Raw genomic sequence first — 21,262 nt, forward strand, 5'->3', positions numbered from 1 at the left:
CTGTGGTTTGGTCTTTCTGGAACCGCGATATTGAGCAGCTTGGCGAAGAAACGGTAAGCTACGAGCATGCACAGGCACTGGCAGAAATCCATGCCATGACTTTTGCGCATGCTTGGACAGACGGTGATTTTCTGGCGCTTCTAAACAATAGAAATGTCAGCGGTCTTTTGTTGCGCGAACCGCTGTCGAGTGGCGGGAGGACAGTAGGCTTTGTTCTGGTTCGTACAGCTGCCGATGAGGCTGAAATTCTGACAATTGCCGTGCACCCCAAATGGCAAAACTATGGTGTTGGCCGCAGATTGCTCAATCGTATTATCGAACGTTTACATGCCGATAAAATCGCTTCTTTGTTCTTGGAAGTGGATGAAAATAATAAAAGTGCGATCACGCTTTACAAGCGTTTGCATTTTGAGCAGGTGGCAATTCGTGAAAATTATTATACTAAGACGGGTGGACGCAAAACCAATGCACTGGTGATGCGACGCGAGAATGTTTGACTTATAGTACAAGCCTACAGGTGCAACGTGTCGGAAAAATCGGAAACATCACTGGAAAGCATGTTTGCTGATCGTGGCATGCGCATGACCGAGCAGCGCCGCGTTATTGCGCAGGTTATTGAAAATGCCAGCGACCACCCTGATGTAGAAGAACTTTATAAGCGTGCATCGGCCATTGATCCGAATATTTCGATTTCGACGGTGTACCGCACGGTGCGCCTGTTTGAGGAATTGCAGATCATTGAAAAGCATGAATTCCGTGATGGGCGCGCCCGATATGAGGCTATTCCTGATGAGCATCATGATCATTTAATTGATGTGCGTTCCGGAAAAGTGATCGAGTTTAAGAATGACCGCATAGAACAATTGCAGGAAGAAATCGCGCGCGAACTGGGCTATGAACTGGTCGAACACCGGTTGGAACTCTATGCAGTACCGATTAGCCGCGATGACAAGAGCGATAAAGATTGATGTTCTTTCTTCGCTTTGCACTGGTCGCGATAGCAGCATTGCTGGTGACAATGGTTTTATTGCCTGCACATTTTGTCACCCGTTGGTTGAAGCACCCGATTCGCAAACAGATTGAAGTATGCTGGCACCGTGCAATCTGTAAAATACTAGGTGTCAAGGTCGAGGTGCGCGGTACGATGGTGCAGCCCTCTGGTCACGGCGTTCTTATCGCTGCTAACCATATATCCTGGCTTGATATTATCGTCCTTGGCTCTGTCGCTCCGATATCTTTTGTTGCAAAAAACGAAATCAAGGACTGGGCTCTTTTTGGCTCGCTGGCAAAGTGGCAGGAAAGTGTGTTTATCGACCGTTCTGCAAGGCTCGGTGTCAAAGCGCAGGCAGATATCATTAATCAGCGCTTGTTGGCCGGAGACAATATCGTTCTTTTTCCTGAAGGAACCACATCTGACGGTAATTTTATCTACCCGTTCAAATCATCGCTGTTTGGAGCACTTGGCGTTGGAAATGCGGCAATTAGCTCCCCAATTCAACCTGTATCGATCGTCTACAATAAGCTTTGCGGCTTGCCGATGGGACGTTTTAAGCGGCCTTTGGCCGCTTGGCCGGGTGACATCGAAATTGGGCCACATTTATTAGGTGTTATCAGCGAGCCGCATTTGGGCGTTGTTGTTTCTTTTGGAGAGCCGGTTGCACAAAGCGAAGCTATGAACCGGAAAGAAATTACAATGATTGTCCAGACACGTGTTGCAGAAATGACATCACGCGCCCTGCGCGGCAGATAGCCCACTTCTCAAGACCTTCAAAAGCGACTAAAAGCCGATTTATGAGCGCACCGATTATTGAAAAAACACCATCTGCTGACAGCCAAACAGGCACGAAAAAAGTTTTCGTGAAGACCTATGGCTGCCAGATGAATGTCTATGACAGCCAACGCATGGCAGATGCATTGGCAAAAGACGGCTATGTCGAAACTTCCAGCATGGATGATGCCGACATGGTTCTTCTGAATACCTGCCATATCCGCGAAAAGGCGGCAGAAAAAGTGTATTCAGAAATAGGCCGGATTCGCATGGTGCGTGAAGAAAAGCGCGCTGAAGGCGGCGATCTGATGATCGGTGTCGCAGGTTGTGTTGCGCAAGCCGAAGGAAACGAAATCATCAAGCGGGCACCGGCTGTAGATTTTGTGATTGGCCCGACAACTTATCACCGTCTGGGCGAAGTGGTTTCAAAGGCCAAAACCGGCAAAAAGGTCGTTGAGACCGAATATGCCGTCGAAGACAAATTTGAACATTTACCCGCACCTGCCAAGAAGGTCATGTCCGGTCGCGGTGTGACATCCTTTCTGACTGTTCAGGAAGGCTGCGATAAGTTCTGTACTTTCTGTGTCGTGCCATACACACGCGGATCAGAGGTTTCACGCCCTGTGTCGCAAATTATGGATGAGGCAAGGCGTCTTGTTGATGCAGGGGTGCGAGAGATCACTTTGCTTGGCCAGAATGTGAACGCATGGCATGGTGTAGGCAGTGATGATCGTGAATGGGGCTTGGGCGAACTTCTTCACAAGCTTGCTGAAGTCGACGGGTTAAAACGCCTCCGCTATGTCACAAGCCACCCACGCGATATGGATGATGCATTGATTGAAGCCCATCGCGATCTGCCGGTATTGATGCCTTACCTGCATTTACCTGTGCAGTCGGGGTCTGACAGAATTTTAAAGGCGATGAACCGCAAGCATACCGGTGATGATTACCGCCATCTCATCGACCGTATCCGCACTGCACGCCCTGATATTGCACTTTCAGGTGACTTTATTGTTGGTTTTCCTGGTGAAACAGATCAGGATTTTGAGGACACGATGCAGATCGTGCGCGATGTTACGCATGCCGCAGCATATTCATTTAAATATTCAACGCGTCCCGGAACGCCGGGAGCCGAAATGCCCAATCAGGTGCCTGAAGATGTGAAGTCAGCGCGGTTGCAGCGTCTTCAGGCGTTGTTGACCCAGCAACAGAAAGACTTCATGCAAAGCCTTGTTGGTAAACATATGGACGTGCTGATTGAAAAACCGGGCCGCGAAGCCGGTCAGATCGTTGGACGCTCTCCATGGCTTCAGCCTGTTATTTGTCATGAAAATGTTGGGCAAGTGGGCGATATAGTGAATGTAAAAATCAGCCAAGTGATGGTCAACTCCTTGGTTTCTGATGAAATCGCTACTAAGTTGGGGCAGTAACCGGAAAATAGGAAACGCGTTTGACAACTAAATCAAATGTAAAGTCTGCAGCTGATGCTGGTCCGCAAGAGGCAAGCATCGTCCTTACCTTCGACAATAACAGCCATGCCCGTGCTCTTTTTGGCCAGTTTGAGCAAAATCTCACACTGATCGAAAACCGTTTAGGGCTTGATGTGCGTTCGCGCGGCAATCAGGTCTCGATCAAAGGCGATCCCACTGCGGCAGAGCAGGCGCGCCGTGCGCTTGATTTTCTTTATGAGCAATTGCAAAAAACGGGTAAGGATCCTGAACCGGCCGATGTTCAGGGCGCCATGCGAATGGCAATTGCGGCAGATGATCAGCTTGAATTGCCGACAATGGACGGCAAAGACAAGATCGCTGCAGCACAAATCGCAACGCGCAAAAAAACTATTTTTGCAAGAACGCCGAACCAGGACAAATATATGCGCGCGCTTGACCGCTGCGAGCTTGTGTTTGGTGTCGGACCGGCCGGAACCGGTAAGACTTATCTGGCTGTTGCACATGCGGCGATGCTGCTTGAACGCGGCCATGTTGAGCGGATTATTTTGTCGCGGCCTGCAGTCGAGGCCGGCGAACGGTTAGGCTTTTTGCCCGGCGACATGAAAGAGAAAGTCGACCCCTATTTGCGTCCGTTATACGATGCGCTCTATGACATGATGCCCGGCGAGCAGGTCGAACGTGCTCTGACCGCCGGTATCATCGAAATTGCGCCCTTGGCATTTATGCGTGGCCGCACATTATCAAATGCCGCTGTTATTTTGGATGAAGCCCAGAACACAACGTCCATGCAGATGAAGATGTTTCTGACCAGGCTTGGCGAAAATGGCCGCATGATTGTGACCGGCGATCCGAGCCAGGTCGACCTGCCGCGCGGCGAGAAGTCCGGTTTGGTTGAGGCATTGCAGGTTCTTGACGGGGTTGAGGGCATTGCAAAAGTCCGCTTCAAGGATGTTGATGTCGTACGCCATCCACTGGTTGCGAAAATTGTAACAGCATATGATTCGGCGCACGGTGCCTATGAGGCGGCTGGCCGTGGCACATATCCGCGCCGCCGCGATAAAGAAAGCAGCGATGCCGGTTGAAATTGACATTGCCGAGAATGCTGGTGAATGGCCTGATCTTGAAGAACTTGCGCAGCGTGCTGTCGCGCATGTTTTTGCCGCGCTTGAAATGACGCAGGTGGAAAGCGAGTTAAGTCTTGTTCTCACTGATGACGCTGAGATCCAAAAATTAAACGCAAGTTGGCGCAAAAAGGACAAGCCAACAAATGTGCTGTCTTTTCCGGCATTTGAAATTGCTGTAGGGCAAAAACCTGGTCCAATGCTTGGCGATATTATACTTGCCTATGAAACGGTGAAGCGGGAAGCTGGAGAAGAATCAAAGTCGTTTGAAGATCACACAAGCCATTTGATTGTGCATGGACTATTACATCTTTTAGGCTATGACCATGAAAACGACACTGACGCAGAACAAATGGAAGGTTTAGAGACAATTATTCTCGGCAAAATGGGTATTCGTGACCCTTATGCATTGGATGAAATTGCTAGTTGAATGCTGATGAAACAACCTGAGAGCGGCGGCAGTACCGCAAAAGACAAAGAACAGAGCACAGCACTAGTTGTTGTTGATCAGCCGGAAGATAAATCTGAAACGCGCGGGCAGCCCGGTTTTCTGCAGCGTCTTGTTTATCTTTTCCGCCCCCAATCGGGGTCTGTACGCGAAAGCTTGCATGAAGCGCTCAATGCGCAAAGTGAAAGCGACGAAACAATTTCTCTCGATGAGCGCGCAATGCTTAGCAATATTTTGCGTTTGCAAGGTATGCGGGTCGACGACGTTATGGTACCGCGCGCCGATGTCGAATCGTGTGAAATTAAAACCACTTTGGGTGAGCTGTTAAAAGTTTTTAAAACGTCCGGCCATAGCCGTATGCCGGTTTTTGCTGAAACGCTGGATGACCCGCGTGGCATGGTTCATATCCGCGATGTCGTGTCACATTTGATCACAACAGCGGAGAAAAAACCGCGCCGCCGCCGTAAAACCACCGCCGCAAATGCGACTAAACCTGCAAAAAATGATGCGGCTTTGGCGGCCATCGCTGATATTGATTTGGGCCGTGTAGATCTGAGCAAGACCATTGAAGACCTGAAACTGACGCGTGACGTTTTATTCGTACCGCGATCCATGCTTGCATCCGACCTTATGGGCCGCATGCAAACCCAGCGCATTCAAATGGCGCTCGTTATCGATGAATATGGGGGAACCGACGGTCTTGTGTCCCTTGAAGATATTGTTGAGATCGTCGTCGGCGATATTGAAGACGAGCATGATGACGTGGACGTTTTGATTGAGACCGTCTCAGAAGGCGTTTACATTGTTGATGCGCGCTTTGAATTGGAAGAAGCGTCTGCACTTTTGGGCAAGGAGTTCCTTACCAAAGCAAAAGAAGAAGATGAGGATGTCGATACGATCGGAGGTCTTATTTTCTCGATTTTAGGCCATGTTCCTGTGCGCGGAGAGGTTATTCCTTCTTTTTGCGGTTATGAACTTGAGGTTCTGGACGCTGATCCGCGGCGTATTCGCCGAGTGAAAATCTCCATTTCCAGACAATTGGCACGCAAACGCCACTCGCGCCGCGAAGCCAATACGGCAACCGAGGAAAGCGTTCTCACAGAGTAGGCTTCTGTGTTCGCACAAGCTTGAAAACCCTGCTAATCCTAATGCTTATGTGATTCGAATGAGGTGGGTGTGCAGCGTCTTTCACAAAAAATATTGCTGCTTTCAGGCTGGAAGCGAGCATTGGCCTCGATTAGTGCTGGCGCGCTGACGGCGTTGGCATTAGCGCCATTTCATTTCTTCTTCATAGGCTTTTTGACCTTCCCTGTGCTGATCTGGCTGCTGGACGGTGCTGTTGGCCGCATTGATGGGGGCCGTCTAACACGTCACCTTCCCGCTTTTTGGACGGGTTGGTTTTTTGGGTTCGGATATTTCGTTGCAGGCCTATGGTGGGTTGCAAACGCTTTGTTGGTCGAAGCGCCGGAATTTGCTTGGGCGATTCCGCTTGCTGTTCTTGGACTTCCCGCACTGCTTGCCGTTTTTTACGGGATAGCCACAGTTCTAGCGCGGGCTCTTTGGTCGTCGGGTATCGCAAGGATATTTGTACTGGCCGCCGCGTTCGGCGTTGCCGAGTGGCTGCGAACATTTGTGTTTACCGGATTTCCGTGGAATGCGCTGTCGAACACCATACAGCCTTCACCGCTGATGATGCAGAGTTCTGCCTTTATCGGCGCTGATGCGATGAATGTTTTGGCTGTTATTTGCTTTGCGCTTCCAGCCGCATTCTTTGTTAAAGGCCGGCAAAAGGCATGGGCGCTATTGTGCTTCCTGATATTTTTCGGCGGGCATTTAGGCGCAGGTGTATGGCGGTTGAACTTTAGCGCCGAGCCGGAAGCCGAAGGCAGTATTATACGCATTGTCCAACCGGATGTTGACCAGTCGAAAAAGCTAGAGCCCGGCGACGGCCAAGAAGTTTTTGCGGATCTCCTTGCGCTTTCAGCAGAGCCGGTCGCTAATGCAAGCCTCGCGCGCCCGCGTTACATTATTTGGCCAGAAACCTCTGTTCCCTTCATTTTAACGCGTGAGCCTCAAGCAGTCGCTGCCATTGCTGATACACTGAAGATCGGACAAAGTCTTATTGCCGGTGTTGTGCGTGAAGAAATTGAAGAAGAAAGTGGCGCTGAAACGCGTCGTTATTACAATTCGATGCTGCTCATTAATGATGAAGGTATTATCACGAGCGCAGCGGATAAAACCCATTTGGTGCCGTTCGGAGAATATCTACCTTTTTCCGAGCAATTAAAGCAATGGGGCTTTAAAGCTGTCGCAGCGGCTGATCGGGGCTATGTTGCCGGTGCACAGCGGCGAAGTCTGCCATTATCCGCCGGGCTGACTGCTATTCCGTTGATTTGCTATGAGGTGATATTTGGCGGCGAAGTAAAGCGTTTGGAGCAGACGGACGGCTTGATGATCAATGTAACCAATGATGCTTGGTATGGAAATACGCCAGGCCCTTACCAACATTTCCACCAAAGCCAGCTACGTTCCGTTGAAACGGGATTGCCGATGGTGAGAGCCGCCAATAATGGCGTTTCCGGCTTAATTGATGCGAAGGGCCGTGTAATTGAAAAACTGGGTTATGGTCAAAAAGGTGCCGTTGACGCTGAATTGCCTGGCAAGATAGCAACGCCGCTTGGCAAGAAATTTCAGCAACAGATATTTTGGTTGTTTATTGTTGTTTTTACAACTATAGGTTTAGTTGCGCGGGCAAAAGATTAGATGACGGCTCAGAAATATCTTTTCAGTTGTTTGACAATCTTGAATAATAAGGTGGAAACTGCTCGCACATGCTTTTGCCAGACACCAACTTCCGGTGGAATGATGTTGCCTGAGTAGACCAAGGACAATTATGAGCGATAAAAAGAAAGTCCCTAACCCGATCGATATCCATGTCGGCAGCAGAATTCGCCTACGTCGTACCATGCTGGGGATGAGTCAGGAAAAACTCGGTGAGTCTCTGGGGATTACTTTCCAGCAAATCCAGAAATATGAAAAAGGCACCAATCGTGTTGGTGCAAGCAGGCTTCAGAATATTGCAGGCATTTTGAATGTGCCGGTATCCTTCTTTTTCGAAGATGCCCCGGGCAGTGAAGCCGATTTATCCGGCGGGCTGGAAGAAACATCGACAGGCTATGTCGTTAACTTCCTTTCCAGTTCTGAAGGGCTTCAATTAAATCGTGCTTTCGTCAATATCTCTGATCCTAAAGTGCGCCGCCGTATTATTGATCTGGTTAAGTCACTAGCTGATGATGCCGACGGGGATTCTGATGCTGAATAGCTTCTGATTGGCAAAAAACATATGCACTTATGTTTATATCTTTCTATTGTGCTGTCCTGCTCTTGACCTTTATAGCCTAACCCAATATCCAAACTGCGATTATTCGGCGGTTTTGCCGCCTTTAACCTATTTGCAGGATTACCGATATGGGCCGCCAAAACTACCTCTTCACCAGTGAATCTGTTTCTGAAGGTCATCCCGATAAGGTATGTGACAGAGTTTCTGATGAAATTGTGGACATGATCTACAAAGAGGCACGCAAAAGTGGTGACGACGCGTTATGGAATGTGCGCGTAGCGTGCGAAACTTTAACGACCACCAACCGTGTGGTTATTGCCGGTGAAGTGCGTGTGCCTGAGACTTTCTTTAAGAAAGACAAGTCCGGTGAAGTGCAAACAGATGAGGCCGGCAACCCAAAGATTGCCCCTGGACGTTTTCGCTCGGCCGCCCGCCGTGCCATTAAAGATATTGGCTATGAGCAAGATGGCTTCCATTGGAAAACAGCAAAAATTGACGTTCTGCTTCACGCGCAGTCGGCGGATATTGCGCAGGGCGTTGATAATTCTGCCGACCGTCAGGGCGAAGAAGGTGCAGGCGACCAAGGTATTATGTTTGGCTATGCTTGCGAAGAGACGCCGGAACTTATGCCTGCGCCGATATATTATTCCCACAAAATCCTCGAGCTACTTGCGATCGCCCGCAAAAAAGGCGAGGGCGATGTTGCCAAACTAGGCCCTGATGCAAAATCTCAGGTTACTGTGCGCTATGAAGATGGCCTGCCCAAAGAAGTAACATCAATCGTATTGTCGACGCAGCATCTTGATCCATCATGGGATTCCAAAAAGGTTCGTGCGGTTTGTGAACCATATATTCGCGAGGCACTGACAGATCTGCCAATCGCTAATAATTGCATCTGGTATATCAACCCAACAGGGAAATTCGTGATCGGTGGTCCTGACGGTGATGCCGGTCTGACTGGCCGGAAGATTATCGTTGATACTTATGGCGGCGCAGCGCCCCATGGCGGCGGCGCATTTTCCGGAAAAGACACAACGAAAGTTGACCGTTCTGCAGCTTATGCGTCACGTTATCTGGCGAAAAACATTGTTGCTGCGAAGCTGGCAAGCCGTTGCACAATTCAGCTCTCCTATGCCATTGGCGTGGCCCAGCCATTGTCGATTTATGTTGACACCCACGGCACGGGCAAAGTGCATGAGAGCAAAATCGAAGCGGCAATTCGCGAAACGATGGATTTGTCACCGGGCGGCATTCGTCGTCATTTGAACCTGAACAAGCCAATCTATGCCAAAACAGCAGCGTATGGACATTTTGGCCGCAAAGCTGGCCGCGATGGTTCTTTCTCATGGGAAAAAACAGATATCGTAAAAGCACTTAAAGCTGCTGTTGCTGCTGCCTGATTGGGCAAAAGAATAATGAGCGAAGACAGGCGAAGTCGTTCCACAGAAGCATTTTTTGGTAGGCGGCGCGGTAAGCCGATGAAGCCGCGCCAGTCGGGCCAATATCATGCGCAATTGCCAAAATTGCGCATTGCGATAGACGAATATCAAGCCCCTGCCTCGCTGTCAGAATTGTTCGGGCATAAACCGGAAAAAATCCGTCTTGAAATCGGGTTTGGCGGCGGCGAACATCTCGTTCACGAGGCATCCCGCTTTCCTGATATCGGTTTTGTCGGTGTTGAGCCGTTTGTAAATTCAATGGCAAAATTTCTGGCCAATGCGAGCGAGGAAGGGCTGGAAAATTTGCGCGTCTATGATGATGATGCAACGCAGCTTCTCGATTGGATGCCGGCCAACTCAATTGATGGTATTGATCTGCTTTATCCGGATCCATGGCCCAAAAAGAAGCACTGGAAGCGGCGTTTTGTAAATCAGCAGAATTTGACGCGTTTTGCCCGTGTCATGAAGCCGGGAAGCCTTTTCCGCTTTGCTTCTGATATCGATACATATGTCAATTGGACGTTAAAGCACTGCGACGAGCATCCTGACTTCGAGTGGGTGGCGCAGGCGGCCGATGATTGGCATGCACCCTATGAGGCGTGGCCCGGTACCCGCTATGAAGCAAAAGCCTTCCGCGAAGGCCGCACACCGGCTTACCTAACCTTTCTAAGACAATAAAGATCTGTAAATCCAACTTTAAGGCGCCTCAAAGACAGGCGCCTTTGTGATGTAATTTTATTATTAATCAAGCAGGGCAACCGCACCGCCAACACCGCGCGACGGTTGCAGATTAACGACCTTGTAGCCGTCTGCTTTCAAGCGGCGCAACAATGTAGGCAGCATGGTTGCCGTGCGATTATGAAGATCATGCAGTAAAATGATGCCGCTGCCTTTGGCGTCGAGGCGCTTCATTGTTTGTTCGACCACGCGGGCCGGGCTGACCTTGAAATAATCTTTACTGTCGACATCGACATCAAGAACGACTGTGCCGCGTGATGCTAGATGATTACGCAGCTTTGTCGTGTGGCTCAGATATGGAAAGCGGAAGAAGGCAACTTCGCCGCCTGTTGCTGCCCGGACAGCACGCTCACCGCGGCGAATGTTTTCCAGCGCGGAGCTAAAGCTTACATTTGCAAGATTGGCGTGATCATAGGTATGGCTACCGATAGCGTGCCCTTCACGTGCGACGCGTTTGGCAAGTGCAGGGTGGGCTTTGGCCATATGCCCGACCATAAGAAATGTTGCTTTGACGCCATGCCTATCAAGGGCAGATAAAATCCGTTCGGTTTTTCCCGGTGCAGGGCCGTCATCAAATGTGAGGATAACTTCTTTACTACGCAAATGAATGTCCCTGATTGATGAGGCATACATAGTGCGACCGGCAAGACCTGAGTTTGAAAAGTAGGGAGGTTGATACTCCGGCTGCGGGTTCTGCGGGCGGAAAATCAAAGGGGAATCGGCTTGATAGGAGACCGCAGTAATCGGCCTTTCTGTGCTAAATTGCGTGACTGGCTTTGGTTTAGACGCACATCCTGCAACAACTAGCCCGACAATAAGGCTGGCAAACACACTCGAAAAACGCATAATCTGACTACTCGTACTAATGTAAACAGGCCTATGGGTCAGACCCTTAACAAACACGGTAAATAATCTTGGTTAATCAGCTGCGAAGAAACGTGGTTAACACAGAGTAAATGTTTGCATCGGCCAATTTGGGCGAATTTCAACAGCGTCCTTGCAAATCCTTCAATGTGGGCGTATATCAGATGAAAATCTTGATCGAACGAACAAGAGTGGGCCACACGGACCCGCTCTTTTTTATTACTTGAAAGGCCCAAATCAGATCGAAATGACCGAACAAAACGCATTGCCTCCGGTGGAAAATTATGAGCCGCGCCTTATCACAGAGACGGGGGTGGATGCTCGTATCGCTTCTATTGTTGAGCCTGTTATCAATGGCGCCGGCTATGTTTTGTGTCGTGTAAGGCTGAGCGGTTTGAACGGCCTGACTTTGCAGATCATGGTCGAGCGTCCTGATGGTACGATGACGGTTTCCGATTGTGAGGAAGTCAGCCGTATGTTGTCACCTTTGCTCGACGTGGAAGATCCCGTTGAGCGCCAATATTATTTGGAGGTTTCAACGCCCGGTATTGATCGCCCGCTAGTTCGCAAATCTGACTTTAAAAAATGGAGCGGCCACATCGTGAAGCTTGAAACTTCGCGTATGGTGGAAAATCGCAAACGGTTTCGTGGTAATATTACCGAGGTCACTGACGCCGCGTTTACATTGGTGCCAGACAAGGCAACCTATGGTGAAAACAGTGCCGTGGTTATTCCGTTTGATGCAATTAGCGATGCGCGGTTGATCCTGACGGATGAATTGATCCGCGATTCTTTAAAAGCTGATAAAGCTGCACGTATAGCGCGCGGTGAAACTGTAGACGACGACTTAGACAATAACGACAACTCTTAAAGTGAAATGCTGATGGTTGAGGCCATCAAGGAGAACTTTCATGGCAGTAAGTGCAAACAAACTAGAGCTTCTTCAAATTGCGGATGCTGTTGCGCGTGAAAAGCTGATCGACAAAGAAATTGTCATTGGCGCGATGGCCGATGCCATCCAGAAGGCAGCAAAGTCCCGCTATGGTCAGGAAACCAACGTGCACGCGGACATCAATGCCAAAACGGGTGAAATTCGTCTCGAGCGATTGATGGAAGTTGTCGAGGAAGTTGAAAACTACGACAACCAGATTCATATTGATCTGGCACGCGCTGATAATCCGGACATTGAAGTTGGTCAGTTTACGCGCGAAACGCTGCCGCCGCTTGATTTCGGCCGCATTGCTGCTCAGTCCGCAAAACAGGTTATCGTGCAAAAAGTACGTGAAGCCGAACGCGACAAGCAATATGATGAATACAAGGACCGCGTTGGCGAAATTATCAACGGTACAGTCAAGCGTGTTGAATACGGCAATGTCATAGTAGATTTGGGGCGCGGTGAAGGCATCATCCGCCGCGATGAGCTGATACCGCGCGAAACTTACCGTTATGGTGAGCGCGTGCGTGCAATCATCTATGACGTGCGCAGAGAACAGCGTGGCCCGCAAATATTCTTGAGCCGCACGCATCCGCAATTCATGGCGAAACTGTTCCAGATGGAAGTGCCGGAGATCTACGATGGTATCATCGAGATTAAATCCGTTGCGCGTGATCCGGGCTCACGGGCAAAAATCGCGGTCATTTCATCAGATTCATCCATCGATCCGGTGGGTGCATGTGTTGGTATGCGCGGCTCGCGTGTTCAGGCGGTTGTTGCCGAGTTGCAGGGAGAGAAAATCGATATCATTCCTTGGCAGCCGGATGCCGCTTCATTTATCGTGAATGCGCTACAGCCTGCCGAGGTTGCTAAAGTGGTTCTTGATGAAGATGCCGAGCGCATTGAAGTCGTTGTGCCTGATGAGCAATTATCGCTGGCGATTGGTCGCCGCGGACAGAATGTGCGTCTGGCCTCGCAATTGACCGGTTGGGATATTGATATACTGACTGAGGAAGAAGAATCTTCCCGCCGCCAGAAAGAGTTTGCCGAGCGTTCAGAATTGTTCATGCAAGCGCTGGATGTGGATGAAATGGTTGGTCAGGTTCTTGCCTCTGAAGGCTTTTCTTCGATTGAAGAAGTTGCCTATGTGGATGCCGATGAAGTGGCCTCCATTGAAGGCTTCGACGAAGATACAGCGAGCGAAATCCAGGCACGGGCAAACGAGTACCTTGAGCGCATTGAAGCTGAAAATGACGAAAAGCGTAAAGCTTTGGGCGTTGATGATGCTTTGTTTGAGGTTCCGGGCCTGACAACGGCTATGCTTGTCACACTTGGCGAAGATGGTATCAAAACCATGGATGACTTTGCAGGTTGTGCTGTCGACGATCTATGCGGTTGGCGCGAGCGTAAGGACGGTGAGACAAAGACTTTTGACGGTCTCTTTACGCCTTACGGAACAACACGGGCGGAAGCAGAAGAAATGATTGTTGCTGCGCGTCTCGCTGAAGGCTGGATCACGCAGGAAGAATTGGACGCTGAAGCAGAAGAGACTGAAGTTGATGACGTGGAGGAATCAAACGCGATTTAACGACTTGCGTGACAGTTATGGCCAAGGGCAATGCATCTGATATGAATGACCGCAAATGTATTGTCACAGGTCAAAGCGGTGACGCGGAGGCGTTAATGCGCTTTGTCGTTGGGCCAAATGATCAAGTCGTGCCCGATTTAAAGCGAAATTTACCGGGACGCGGTTGTTGGGTACGGGCTGAACGCACATATATAGAACAGGCAGTTGCAAAAAGATTGTTTGCTCGCGGCCTTAAACAGAATGTAGTGGTGCAGGATGATCTGCCGGAATTGGTTGATGAACTGCTAAAAAAGGCCGCTTTGGGAAGTTTGGGGCTGGCGCGTAAAGCTGGCATGGCAATTTTCGGTTCTACTCAGGTTGGTAAGGCCGTTCGCGCAGGTAAGGCATTAGCCGTTTTGCACTCCTCTTCGGCGGCGCCAGACGGTGTAAGAAAGATAACACAGGCCAGACGCGCGACGGTGCATCTGGGAGGTCCCAAAATAGAGTCGTTTACTTTATTTGGAACTGAAGAAATGGATTTGGCTTTTGGCGGCGGAAATGTGATACATGCCGCAATACTGGATGCTGGACCGGGTGCAGCAACGCTGAAAAAACTCAAAGCGTTGAAATTGTACCGGCAGATAGCAGATGAACATGACATGCCGGAAGGGGAAAGCTTCTGGGATGAGGAAGAAACAGACGAAGAATGAGCGATATGAATTCTGACGACAACAAAAAAGGCGGCTCCGGGCGCACACTCTCTTTAAAGGGTAGTGGTTCAGGCACTGTGCGTCAAAATTTGAGCCATGGCCGTTCCAAACAGGTCGTGGTTGAAACGCGCAAGCGCAAGTTTCTAACGCCTAAAGAAAAAGCAGCTCAAGCAAAGGCCGAAGCGGAAGCAAAAGCAGCGGCTGCCGCAGCCGTAAGCGCGCGCATTAAAGAGACTGAAGAGCGGGTGGCGACACCGCCGCCGCCGGGCAAAGTCGTGCGCGAAACACCTGCTGCTGTTGAAGAGACTGCGTCAGTCGAGCAAACACCAGTTGATGAGAAGCCGGCTGCACCGCAAAAGCCTGAAGCTGCGCCCGTTGAAGAAGCGCCCAAGGAAAAGGCAACTCCGGTAAAAGCAAAAGAACAGGAAAAGCCAGGCGCGCCGACACAGAAAGCTTCGCCAGAGCGCACACCGGCTGCCAAAGCATCAAAACCTGCTGTTGCAAGCAAAGTGCGTGGCCGTAATCTTTCCAAGAACGAAATGGACGCACGTTTACGCGCGCTTGAAAGTGCGAAAGAGCGTGCTGCTGAAGATGAAGAGCGCGCCGCCGAAATGACGCGCCGCCGTGCGGCTGAAGAAGAATTCCGCCGTAAACAGGATGAAGAAGCCGCAAAACGCGCTGCTGACGAGCAACGCCGTGCTGAAGAGAAATTGCGCGCTGAGAAAAAGGCTGCCAAAGCTGCACAGGTTTCCCCAGCTGATGCGGAAGCTGCTGCTGCACGTGGAGAAACAAAACGCGGCGGCGGTATGCCGACACCTGCACGCCGCCCTGAAAAAGAAGACGCTAAACCGTCACGTAACCCGCGCGGTAACGACCAGCGTCGCCGTGGCAAGCTAACCCTTGCAAATGCGACGGGTGACGGCGAAGGGCGTTCACGTTCCATGGCTGCGATGCGTCGCCGCCAGGAGAAAATCAAACGCGCACAAAGCGGCCAATCATCAGGCCCGCGTGAAAAGGTCGCGCGCGAAGTGCAGTTGCCTGAAACAATAACCATTCAGGAACTGGCTCAGCGTATGGCAGAGCGTTCGGTTGATGTTGTCAAATACCTCATGAAAGAGGGACAGATGATGAAGCCAGGCGATTTGATTGATGCCGATTTGGCTCAATTGATTGCCGAAGAGTTCGGCCACACTGTTAAGCGTGTTACCGAAGCCGATGTCGAAGAAGGTATCTTCGATGTTCAGGACAAAGAAGAAGACCTTGAGGCTCGTGCGCCTGTTGTGACCATTATGGGCCACGTTGACCATGGTAAAACATCGCTTCTTGATGCAATCCGCAATGCGCGTGTTACTGCGGGCGAAGCTGGCGGTATCACACAGCATATCGGTGCTTATCAGGTTGAACAAAGTGGCCAGAAGATCACGTTCCTTGACACACCTGGCCACGCGGCATTTACGGCAATGCGGGCACGTGGTGCTCAAGCAACCGATATTGCCGTTCTTGTTGTTGCCGCAGACGATGCGGTGATGCCGCAAACGATTGAATCAATTGCGCATATCAAGGCGTCGGGTGTTCCGATGATTGTTGCAATCAACAAGATCGATAAGCCAACCGCTGACCCGCAAAAAGTGCGTACGGATCTTTTGCAGCATGAGGTTTTCGTTGAATCAATGGGCGGCGACACGCAAGAAGTTGAAGTGTCGGCTCTTAAAGGTACAAACCTTGACGGCCTTCTGGAAGCAATTTTGCTGCAGTCTGAAGTGCTAGAACTTAAAGCCAACCCGAACCGCTCTGCGGAAGGTACGGTTGTTGAAGCCAAGCTTGATAAAGGCCGCGGCGCCGTTGCAACAGTATTGGTTCAAACCGGTACGTTGAAAGTCGGTGATATTCTTGTCGCCGGTTCGCAGTGGGGCAAAGTACGCGCATTGGTCAATGACCAAGGCGAACAAGTGTCAGAGGCTTTGCCGTCAACACCGGTTGAGGTTCTTGGCCTTAACGGTACACCACAGGCAGGTGACCGGGTTGCGGTTGTTGACAGTGAAGCGCGTGCGCGTGAAATTTCTGACTATCGTCAGCGCGTTGACCGTGAAAAAGCGGTTGCACGTCAAACCGGTGCACGCGGCTCACTTGAGCAGATGATGGCTTTGGCTGCGGATAAAGACCGTGCGGAATTCCCGCTGCTCATTAAAGGTGATGTGCAGGGTTCCGTCGAAGCGATCAATGGTGCGCTGGAGAAAATGAGCACGGAAGAAGTGATCGCGCGTGTCGTCCATTCGGGCGCAGGCGGAATTACGGAAACAGATGTGTCGCTTGCAGAATCGACAGGTGCAGCGATCATGGGCTTTAACGTGCGTGCCAATAAGCAGGCGCGTGATGCTGCAGAAGCCGCTGGCGTGGAAATCCGCTATTACAACATCATTTATAACCTTCTTGATGACGTAAAAGCTGCGATGGAAGGCTTGTTGACACCAGAACGCCGCGAAACCTTCCTTGGTAACGCTGAAATGCTTGAAATCTTCAACATCACGAAAGTCGGTAAGATTGCCGGTTGCCGTGTGACAGAAGGTAAGGTTGAGCGCGGTGCCGGTGTGCGTCTTATCCGTGACAACGTTGTTATTCACGAAGGCAAGCTTAAAACGCTTAAGCGCTTCAAGGATGAGGTTGCTGAGGTGCCGTCCGGTCAGGAATGCGGTATGGCGTTTGAAAACTACGAAGATATTCGCGAAGGCGATATTGTCGAATGTTTCCGTGTCGAAGAGATCGCACGTAAACTCGACGCTTAATTAAAACTCACGCCGGATGGTCCGATCCCATTCGGCAGGAGATTGTGATGAATTTCGACCAAGCATATTTGCGTCATTCATACGCTCGTCAGGGCGCGGTTTGTTATGCCATCTGCACATTGAAGGGTGCAGAAATTTTGCAGACCGGTAGATTTAAAGCGGAAACTTACATTTCCTTCCAATGGAAAAGCGTAGATAATTTATGAGTAAAGCAAACGAACCAAGTCAGCGCCAGCTTCGTGTCGGTGAAAATGTCCGCCATGCTTTGACGCAGCTTATTCAGCGGGGCGATGTACAGGATCCGGCACTTGACGGTGTCGTTGTTTCTATCACTGAAGTGCAAATGTCGCCGGACCTTAAAATCGCAACAGCCTTTGTTACGGCATTTGGCCAGCAGGATATGCAGCCGGTTGTTAAAGCGCTGGCAGCCAATGCCAAGTTCATTCGTGGCCGGGTTAGCCCGCAATTGCGTGAAATGAAATATATGCCCACATTCCGGTTCAGGCCGGATACCAGCTTCGACAATTTCTCGAAAATTGACGCTTTGCTGAAAAGCCCTGAAGTTTCCCGCGATCTCGGTGATGACGGTGAGGAAGAAGCTTAATGGCGCGCCAACGTAAGAAAAAAGGCAGACCTGTATCCGGCTGGATTATCTTGGATAAACCGCTTGAAATGGGCTCCACCGAAGCTGTTGGAAAAATCAAATGGTTGTTTGGGGCGCAAAAAGCGGGCCACGGAGGTACTTTGGACCCGCTTGCAACCGGTGTTCTGCCGATCGCGCTGGGCGAAGCAACAAAGACAATGCCTTATGTAACCGAGGGCACGAAAGCTTACCGGTTTAAAGTGGCATGGGGTGCGCAAACCTCAACGGATGACCTTGAAGGTGAGCCGGTTAAAACATCAGATAAACGACCTGAGCGTGCGGATGTCGAGGCAATTCTGGACAATTATGTTGGCGTAATCAGCCAAATACCGCCGCAGTTTTCCGCAATCAAAATTGATGGTGCGCGTGCGTATGATCTTGCCCGCGGCGGTGAAAAAGTTGAAATTAAAGCCCGTGAAGTTGAAATCGACGAAATAAAAATCATCACCCATACACCTGATGAAACGGTATTCGAGGTTGAGTGCGGCAAAGGCACCTATGTGCGCTCTTTAGCGCGTGACATGGGCGAGGAGCTTGGTTGTTATGGCCATGTAACGGAATTGCGCCGCACACTCGTTGAACCATTTGATGAAGCCGACCTTGTATTGCTTACCGATTTGGAAGCCGCAAAGCCGGAAGCTGCCGACGGCGAGCCGATTGATTATGACGCATTGGATGCAATGCTGCTTGATACAGGCGAGGCAATGGCAGATCTGCCCCGCGTTGATCTTTCCGATGATCAGGCGCAGCGCATCCGCATGGGCAATCCGGCATTGCTGATAGGCAAAGATGCGCCGATAGCAGAAGACGAGGCATGCGCTTTCATTAAGGGAAAATTGCTCGCAATCGGCGAAATTGGTAAAGGCACGTTTCAGCCAAAACGGGTGTTTAATCTTTGATGAGAGGGCTTTTTGTTTAGCCCTAGTTGACCTACATTATGGCTTCAAACCATGGAGCCGGAAATGATCGACAAACGTAATTTTTATATCAATGGCAGCTGGGTAAAACCGCTTGTTGAAAATGATCTGGATGTGATCGATCCGGCGACGGAAGAGGCATGTGCTGTCATCTCATTGGGCACGAAAGATGATCTCGATTTAGCTGTAAAAGCTGCAAGAGACAGCTTTGAGAGCTGGGCGGCAACACCAGTCGAAGAGCGCCGCGCACTTATCGTCAAACTGGGCGAAATCATGAAAAAGCGTCTGAGCGAGCTTGGTGAGGCAATCAGTCTTGAAATGGGCGCGCCGATTGACCTTGCTTCACAAGACCAGGCCGGTGTCGGCCCTTCACATTTAAAAGGTTTTTTAGATGCGTTGGATGAATTTGATTGGGAAAAACCATTCAAAGAAGGGCAAACGATTATCCGTGAGCCGATCGGCGTTTGCGGTCTTATAACGCCGTGGAACTGGCCTATCAATCAAATCACATTAAAGGTTATTCCCGCGCTTGCCGTGGGATGTACATGTGTTCTCAAACCATCGGAAATTGCGCCGTTGTCGGCAATGCTTTTTGCTGAATTTATCGATGAGGCCGACTTCCCCAAGGGCGTCTTTAATCTCGTCAATGGAGATGGCGCGGGCGTTGGCGAAGCCATGTCATCACATCCCGATATCGATATGATGAGTTTTACCGGTTCAACCCGCGCCGGAGCGCTGGTGACCAAAGGTGCGGCAGACACTGTAAAACGCGTTACGCTTGAACTTGGCGGCAAATCACCGAACATTATCTTTGCGGACTGCGATCTGGAGAAAATGGTAACGGGCGGTGTCGAGCACTGCATGGAAAACACTGGCCAGTCCTGTAATTCGCCAACACGTATGCTTGTGGAGGAAAGCGTTTACGAGCAGGCGGTTTCGATTGCCAAAGTTGCTGCTGAAAACGTGCACGTAGGAAACCCGAGAGAAAAAGGCGGGCATATCGGACCGCTCGTCAGCCAAATGCAATATGACAAGGTTCAAAGTCTAATCGAAACCGGCATTAAAGAAGGCGCGCGCTTAGTCACCGGTGGTTTGGGGCGTCCTGAAGGCTTTAATCGTGGATATTTTGTCCGTCCGACCGTGTTTGCGGATGTGACGCCGGATATGACGATCTATAAAGAAGAAATTTTTGGCCCCGTCCTTTCCATGATTGCCTTTGATGGTTCAGAAAATGAGGCCGTGCGTCTCGGCAATGATACACCATATGGCCTTGCTGCTTATCTAAGCACTGATGATAAGGAAAAAGGCGAGCGGGTCGGACGCCGCTTGCGTGCGGGCATGGTGCGTGTGAACCGTAAAGGTCTAGGCAGAGGGCATCCGTTCGGCGGATACAAGCAGTCCGGTAATGGCCGTGAAGGTGGTGTTTGGGGACTGGAAGACTTCACTGAAGTGAAAATTCTATCGCAATAAAATGGCTGCGCTGACAATTAAAATAGACGATCTTTCAGGGCCGGAGATTGCCGCTTTATTGCAGCGCCATCTTGACCATATGTATGCAATCACACCGGCGGAGAGTGTTTTTGCGCTTGATATCAATGCGCTTCGGGTGCCTGAAATTACGTTCTGGTCAGCATATTTGGATGGCGAACTGGTCGGTTGTGTTGCGCTTAAAGATCACGGTGATGGTCTGGGCGAAATTAAGTCCATGCATACGCTGGACAAGCACCGCGGAAAGCGTATCGCACATAATCTGGTCAACCATCTTATTCAGGAAGCAAAACAGCGCGGTTTGAAACGCCTCAGTCTGGAAACCGGCAAAACGGAACATTTTATGCCTGCACAGAAACTGTATGAGCGTTTTGGTTTTACTGTGTCCGGCCCTTTTGCGAATTACGGCCCCGATCCGCACAGCTATTTTATGACGCTGGCACTTGCATAGTTTAAGCAAAGCTGCCTCTTTCATTTTACGTAAAAATAGACTATGTGCACCGCAATACGGCAAATATTTGCAGTATATGGCCCTTGCTGGACGACATCCCGGTCTGGGCGACCGATTAACCCTTCATTGTAAGAAAGGACATCCGATGTCGATTACACCTGAGCGTAAAGCTGAGTTGATCCAGAAATTTGCCACAAAAGCTGGCGATACTGGTTCTCCGGAAGTGCAAGTTGCGATCCTTACGGATCGTATCAACACACTGACAGAGCATTTCAAAGACCACAAAAAGGACAACCATTCCCGCCGTGGACTTTTGAAAATGGTTTCTTCGCGCCGTAGTCTTCTAGACTATTTGAAGCGCAAGGACGAAGCACGTTATTCAAAGCTCATTTCAGAGCTTGGCCTACGTCGCTAACTGAATTGAGAGCGGGCTTGTGCCCGCTCTTTTTCCAGCGGAACAAAGCTGCTGGGAAGAAGAACGGGTTTGAATATGTTCGGGAAAGAAAGAACATATTCTATGGGGCAGGATTGCCGGTTACTTGTGTTTCAAGTGCCCAGTTGTCTTGCCCAAGCTCATAATGAAGAAAAAGCGCACGCTGA

General features: G+C 50.2%; 21 protein-coding genes. 20 read left to right on the forward strand and 1 reads right to left on the reverse strand.

From position 1 onward, the window contains the following. The first annotated feature begins 2 nt into the window (after nt 1-2). The 11 genes from rimI (at nt 3) to trmB (ending at nt 10,245) form a co-directional block, all read left to right on the forward strand. The gene (rimI, locus tag SU32_RS06015; protein ID WP_053998445.1) at nt 3-497 is read left to right on the forward strand and encodes a ribosomal protein S18-alanine N-acetyltransferase; all 495 of its coding nucleotides are present in this window, start codon (nt 3-5) and stop codon (nt 495-497) included. Nucleotides 498-557: 60 nt separating this feature from the next. Then, nucleotides 558-968, forward strand: coding sequence for a Fur family transcriptional regulator (locus tag SU32_RS06020; protein ID WP_053998446.1), 411 nt, complete (start codon nt 558-560; stop codon nt 966-968). Continuing rightward, entirely contained in the window at nt 968-1,750 is a 783-nt protein-coding gene (locus tag SU32_RS06025) for a lysophospholipid acyltransferase family protein (protein ID WP_082376491.1), read from the forward strand. The genes SU32_RS06020 and SU32_RS06025 overlap by 1 nt, the downstream gene beginning before the upstream one ends. 41 nt (nt 1,751-1,791) lie before the next feature. Further along, complete coding sequence (gene miaB / locus SU32_RS06030; protein ID WP_053998448.1) at nt 1,792-3,198, forward strand: tRNA (N6-isopentenyl adenosine(37)-C2)-methylthiotransferase MiaB; 1,407 nt, start codon at nt 1,792-1,794, stop codon at nt 3,196-3,198. 20 nt (nt 3,199-3,218) lie between these two features. Beyond that, the gene (locus SU32_RS06035) at nt 3,219-4,301 is read left to right on the forward strand and encodes a PhoH family protein (RefSeq protein WP_053998449.1); all 1,083 of its coding nucleotides are present in this window, start codon (nt 3,219-3,221) and stop codon (nt 4,299-4,301) included. After that, nucleotides 4,291-4,770, forward strand: coding sequence for an rRNA maturation RNase YbeY (gene ybeY, locus SU32_RS06040; RefSeq protein ID WP_082376493.1), 480 nt, complete (start codon nt 4,291-4,293; stop codon nt 4,768-4,770). The genes SU32_RS06035 and ybeY overlap by 11 nt, the downstream gene beginning before the upstream one ends. A gap of 6 nt (nt 4,771-4,776) precedes the next feature. Next, nucleotides 4,777-5,895 (forward strand): hemolysin family protein, encoded by a 1,119-nt coding sequence (locus SU32_RS06045; protein WP_053998522.1) that lies wholly within the window; start codon nt 4,777-4,779, stop codon nt 5,893-5,895. A gap of 69 nt (nt 5,896-5,964) precedes the next feature. Beyond that, nucleotides 5,965-7,551: an apolipoprotein N-acyltransferase gene (lnt, locus tag SU32_RS06050; RefSeq protein ID WP_053998451.1), complete on the forward strand. Its 1,587-nt coding sequence runs from the start codon at nt 5,965-5,967 to the stop codon at nt 7,549-7,551. A 130-nt stretch (nt 7,552-7,681) separates the two neighbouring features. Beyond that, the gene (locus SU32_RS06055; protein WP_053998452.1) at nt 7,682-8,110 is read left to right on the forward strand and encodes a helix-turn-helix domain-containing protein; all 429 of its coding nucleotides are present in this window, start codon (nt 7,682-7,684) and stop codon (nt 8,108-8,110) included. A 146-nt stretch (nt 8,111-8,256) separates the two neighbouring features. Next, entirely contained in the window at nt 8,257-9,528 is a 1,272-nt protein-coding gene (gene metK / locus SU32_RS06060; protein ID WP_053998453.1) for a methionine adenosyltransferase, read from the forward strand. 15 nt (nt 9,529-9,543) lie between these two features. Beyond that, nucleotides 9,544-10,245 carry a tRNA (guanosine(46)-N7)-methyltransferase TrmB gene (gene trmB / locus SU32_RS06065; RefSeq protein ID WP_053998454.1) on the forward strand — a complete coding sequence of 234 codons (702 nt, stop codon included), beginning with the start codon at nt 9,544-9,546 and terminating at the stop codon, nt 10,243-10,245. A gap of 63 nt (nt 10,246-10,308) precedes the next feature. On the opposite strand, the gene SU32_RS06070 is transcribed toward trmB, so the two are convergent. Next, nucleotides 10,309-11,151 carry a polysaccharide deacetylase family protein gene (locus tag SU32_RS06070; protein ID WP_053998455.1) on the reverse strand — a complete coding sequence of 281 codons (843 nt, stop codon included), beginning with the start codon at nt 11,149-11,151 and terminating at the stop codon, nt 10,309-10,311. A 265-nt stretch (nt 11,152-11,416) separates the two neighbouring features. On the opposite strand from SU32_RS06070, the gene rimP reads away from it, so the two are divergent. The 9 genes from rimP to rpsO all read left to right on the forward strand — a co-directional run bounded on the left by rimP (nt 11,417) and on the right by rpsO (nt 21,077). After that, nucleotides 11,417-12,040 carry a ribosome maturation factor RimP gene (gene rimP / locus SU32_RS06075; RefSeq protein WP_053998523.1) on the forward strand — a complete coding sequence of 208 codons (624 nt, stop codon included), beginning with the start codon at nt 11,417-11,419 and terminating at the stop codon, nt 12,038-12,040. Nucleotides 12,041-12,080: 40 nt separating this feature from the next. Next, nucleotides 12,081-13,691 (forward strand): transcription termination factor NusA, encoded by a 1,611-nt coding sequence (gene nusA / locus SU32_RS06080; protein WP_053998456.1) that lies wholly within the window; start codon nt 12,081-12,083, stop codon nt 13,689-13,691. A gap of 17 nt (nt 13,692-13,708) precedes the next feature. Beyond that, a complete protein-coding gene (locus SU32_RS06085; RefSeq protein WP_053998457.1) occupies nt 13,709-14,380 on the forward strand; it encodes an RNA-binding protein in 672 nt (223 codons plus the stop codon). Next, nucleotides 14,377-17,163: a translation initiation factor IF-2 gene (gene infB, locus SU32_RS06090; RefSeq protein ID WP_053998458.1), complete on the forward strand. Its 2,787-nt coding sequence runs from the start codon at nt 14,377-14,379 to the stop codon at nt 17,161-17,163. Before SU32_RS06085 ends, infB begins: the two co-directional genes overlap by 4 nt. Before the next feature lie 202 nt (nt 17,164-17,365). Further along, nucleotides 17,366-17,767, forward strand: a complete 402-nt coding sequence (rbfA, locus tag SU32_RS06095) for a 30S ribosome-binding factor RbfA (protein WP_053998459.1) — start codon at nt 17,366-17,368, stop codon at nt 17,765-17,767. After that, on the forward strand, nt 17,767-18,705 hold the full coding sequence (truB, locus tag SU32_RS06100) for a tRNA pseudouridine(55) synthase TruB (RefSeq protein WP_053998460.1): 939 nt from the start codon (nt 17,767-17,769) through the stop codon (nt 18,703-18,705). The genes rbfA and truB overlap by 1 nt, the downstream gene beginning before the upstream one ends. A gap of 63 nt (nt 18,706-18,768) precedes the next feature. Further along, the gene (locus SU32_RS06105) at nt 18,769-20,193 is read left to right on the forward strand and encodes an aldehyde dehydrogenase family protein (RefSeq protein ID WP_082376495.1); all 1,425 of its coding nucleotides are present in this window, start codon (nt 18,769-18,771) and stop codon (nt 20,191-20,193) included. A gap of 1 nt (nt 20,194) precedes the next feature. Continuing rightward, nucleotides 20,195-20,662 carry a GNAT family N-acetyltransferase gene (locus SU32_RS06110; RefSeq protein WP_082376497.1) on the forward strand — a complete coding sequence of 156 codons (468 nt, stop codon included), beginning with the start codon at nt 20,195-20,197 and terminating at the stop codon, nt 20,660-20,662. A 145-nt stretch (nt 20,663-20,807) separates the two neighbouring features. Beyond that, nucleotides 20,808-21,077 (forward strand): 30S ribosomal protein S15, encoded by a 270-nt coding sequence (gene rpsO / locus SU32_RS06115; RefSeq protein WP_053998462.1) that lies wholly within the window; start codon nt 20,808-20,810, stop codon nt 21,075-21,077. The last annotated feature ends 185 nt before the right edge of the window (nt 21,078-21,262 follow it).

Origin of the sequence: Ahrensia marina, assembly GCF_001293565.1 — a bacterium.
GTDB classification, from domain to species: domain Bacteria; phylum Pseudomonadota; class Alphaproteobacteria; order Rhizobiales; family Rhizobiaceae; genus Ahrensia; species Ahrensia marina.

Coding starts and splice junctions, on each gene's coding strand:
- SU32_RS06020 (WP_053998446.1), top strand. CDS start 558: ATGTTTGCTGATCGTGGCATGCGCATGACCGAGCAGCGCCGCGTTATT.
- SU32_RS06025 (WP_082376491.1), top strand. CDS start 968: ATGTTCTTTCTTCGCTTTGCACTGGTCGCGATAGCAGCATTGCTGGTG.
- miaB (WP_053998448.1), top strand. CDS start 1,792: ATGAGCGCACCGATTATTGAAAAAACACCATCTGCTGACAGCCAAACA.
- ybeY (WP_082376493.1), top strand. CDS start 4,291: ATGCCGGTTGAAATTGACATTGCCGAGAATGCTGGTGAATGGCCTGAT.
- SU32_RS06045 (WP_053998522.1), top strand. CDS start 4,777: ATGAAACAACCTGAGAGCGGCGGCAGTACCGCAAAAGACAAAGAACAG.
- SU32_RS06055 (WP_053998452.1), top strand. CDS start 7,682: ATGAGCGATAAAAAGAAAGTCCCTAACCCGATCGATATCCATGTCGGC.
- metK (WP_053998453.1), top strand. CDS start 8,257: ATGGGCCGCCAAAACTACCTCTTCACCAGTGAATCTGTTTCTGAAGGT.
- trmB (WP_053998454.1), top strand. CDS start 9,544: ATGAGCGAAGACAGGCGAAGTCGTTCCACAGAAGCATTTTTTGGTAGG.
- SU32_RS06070 (WP_053998455.1), bottom strand. CDS start 11,151: ATGCGTTTTTCGAGTGTGTTTGCCAGCCTTATTGTCGGGCTAGTTGTT.
- rimP (WP_053998523.1), top strand. CDS start 11,417: ATGACCGAACAAAACGCATTGCCTCCGGTGGAAAATTATGAGCCGCGC.
- nusA (WP_053998456.1), top strand. CDS start 12,081: ATGGCAGTAAGTGCAAACAAACTAGAGCTTCTTCAAATTGCGGATGCT.
- SU32_RS06085 (WP_053998457.1), top strand. CDS start 13,709: ATGGCCAAGGGCAATGCATCTGATATGAATGACCGCAAATGTATTGTC.
- infB (WP_053998458.1), top strand. CDS start 14,377: ATGAGCGATATGAATTCTGACGACAACAAAAAAGGCGGCTCCGGGCGC.
- rbfA (WP_053998459.1), top strand. CDS start 17,366: ATGAGTAAAGCAAACGAACCAAGTCAGCGCCAGCTTCGTGTCGGTGAA.
- truB (WP_053998460.1), top strand. CDS start 17,767: ATGGCGCGCCAACGTAAGAAAAAAGGCAGACCTGTATCCGGCTGGATT.
- SU32_RS06105 (WP_082376495.1), top strand. CDS start 18,769: ATGATCGACAAACGTAATTTTTATATCAATGGCAGCTGGGTAAAACCG.
- SU32_RS06110 (WP_082376497.1), top strand. CDS start 20,195: ATGGCTGCGCTGACAATTAAAATAGACGATCTTTCAGGGCCGGAGATT.
- rpsO (WP_053998462.1), top strand. CDS start 20,808: ATGTCGATTACACCTGAGCGTAAAGCTGAGTTGATCCAGAAATTTGCC.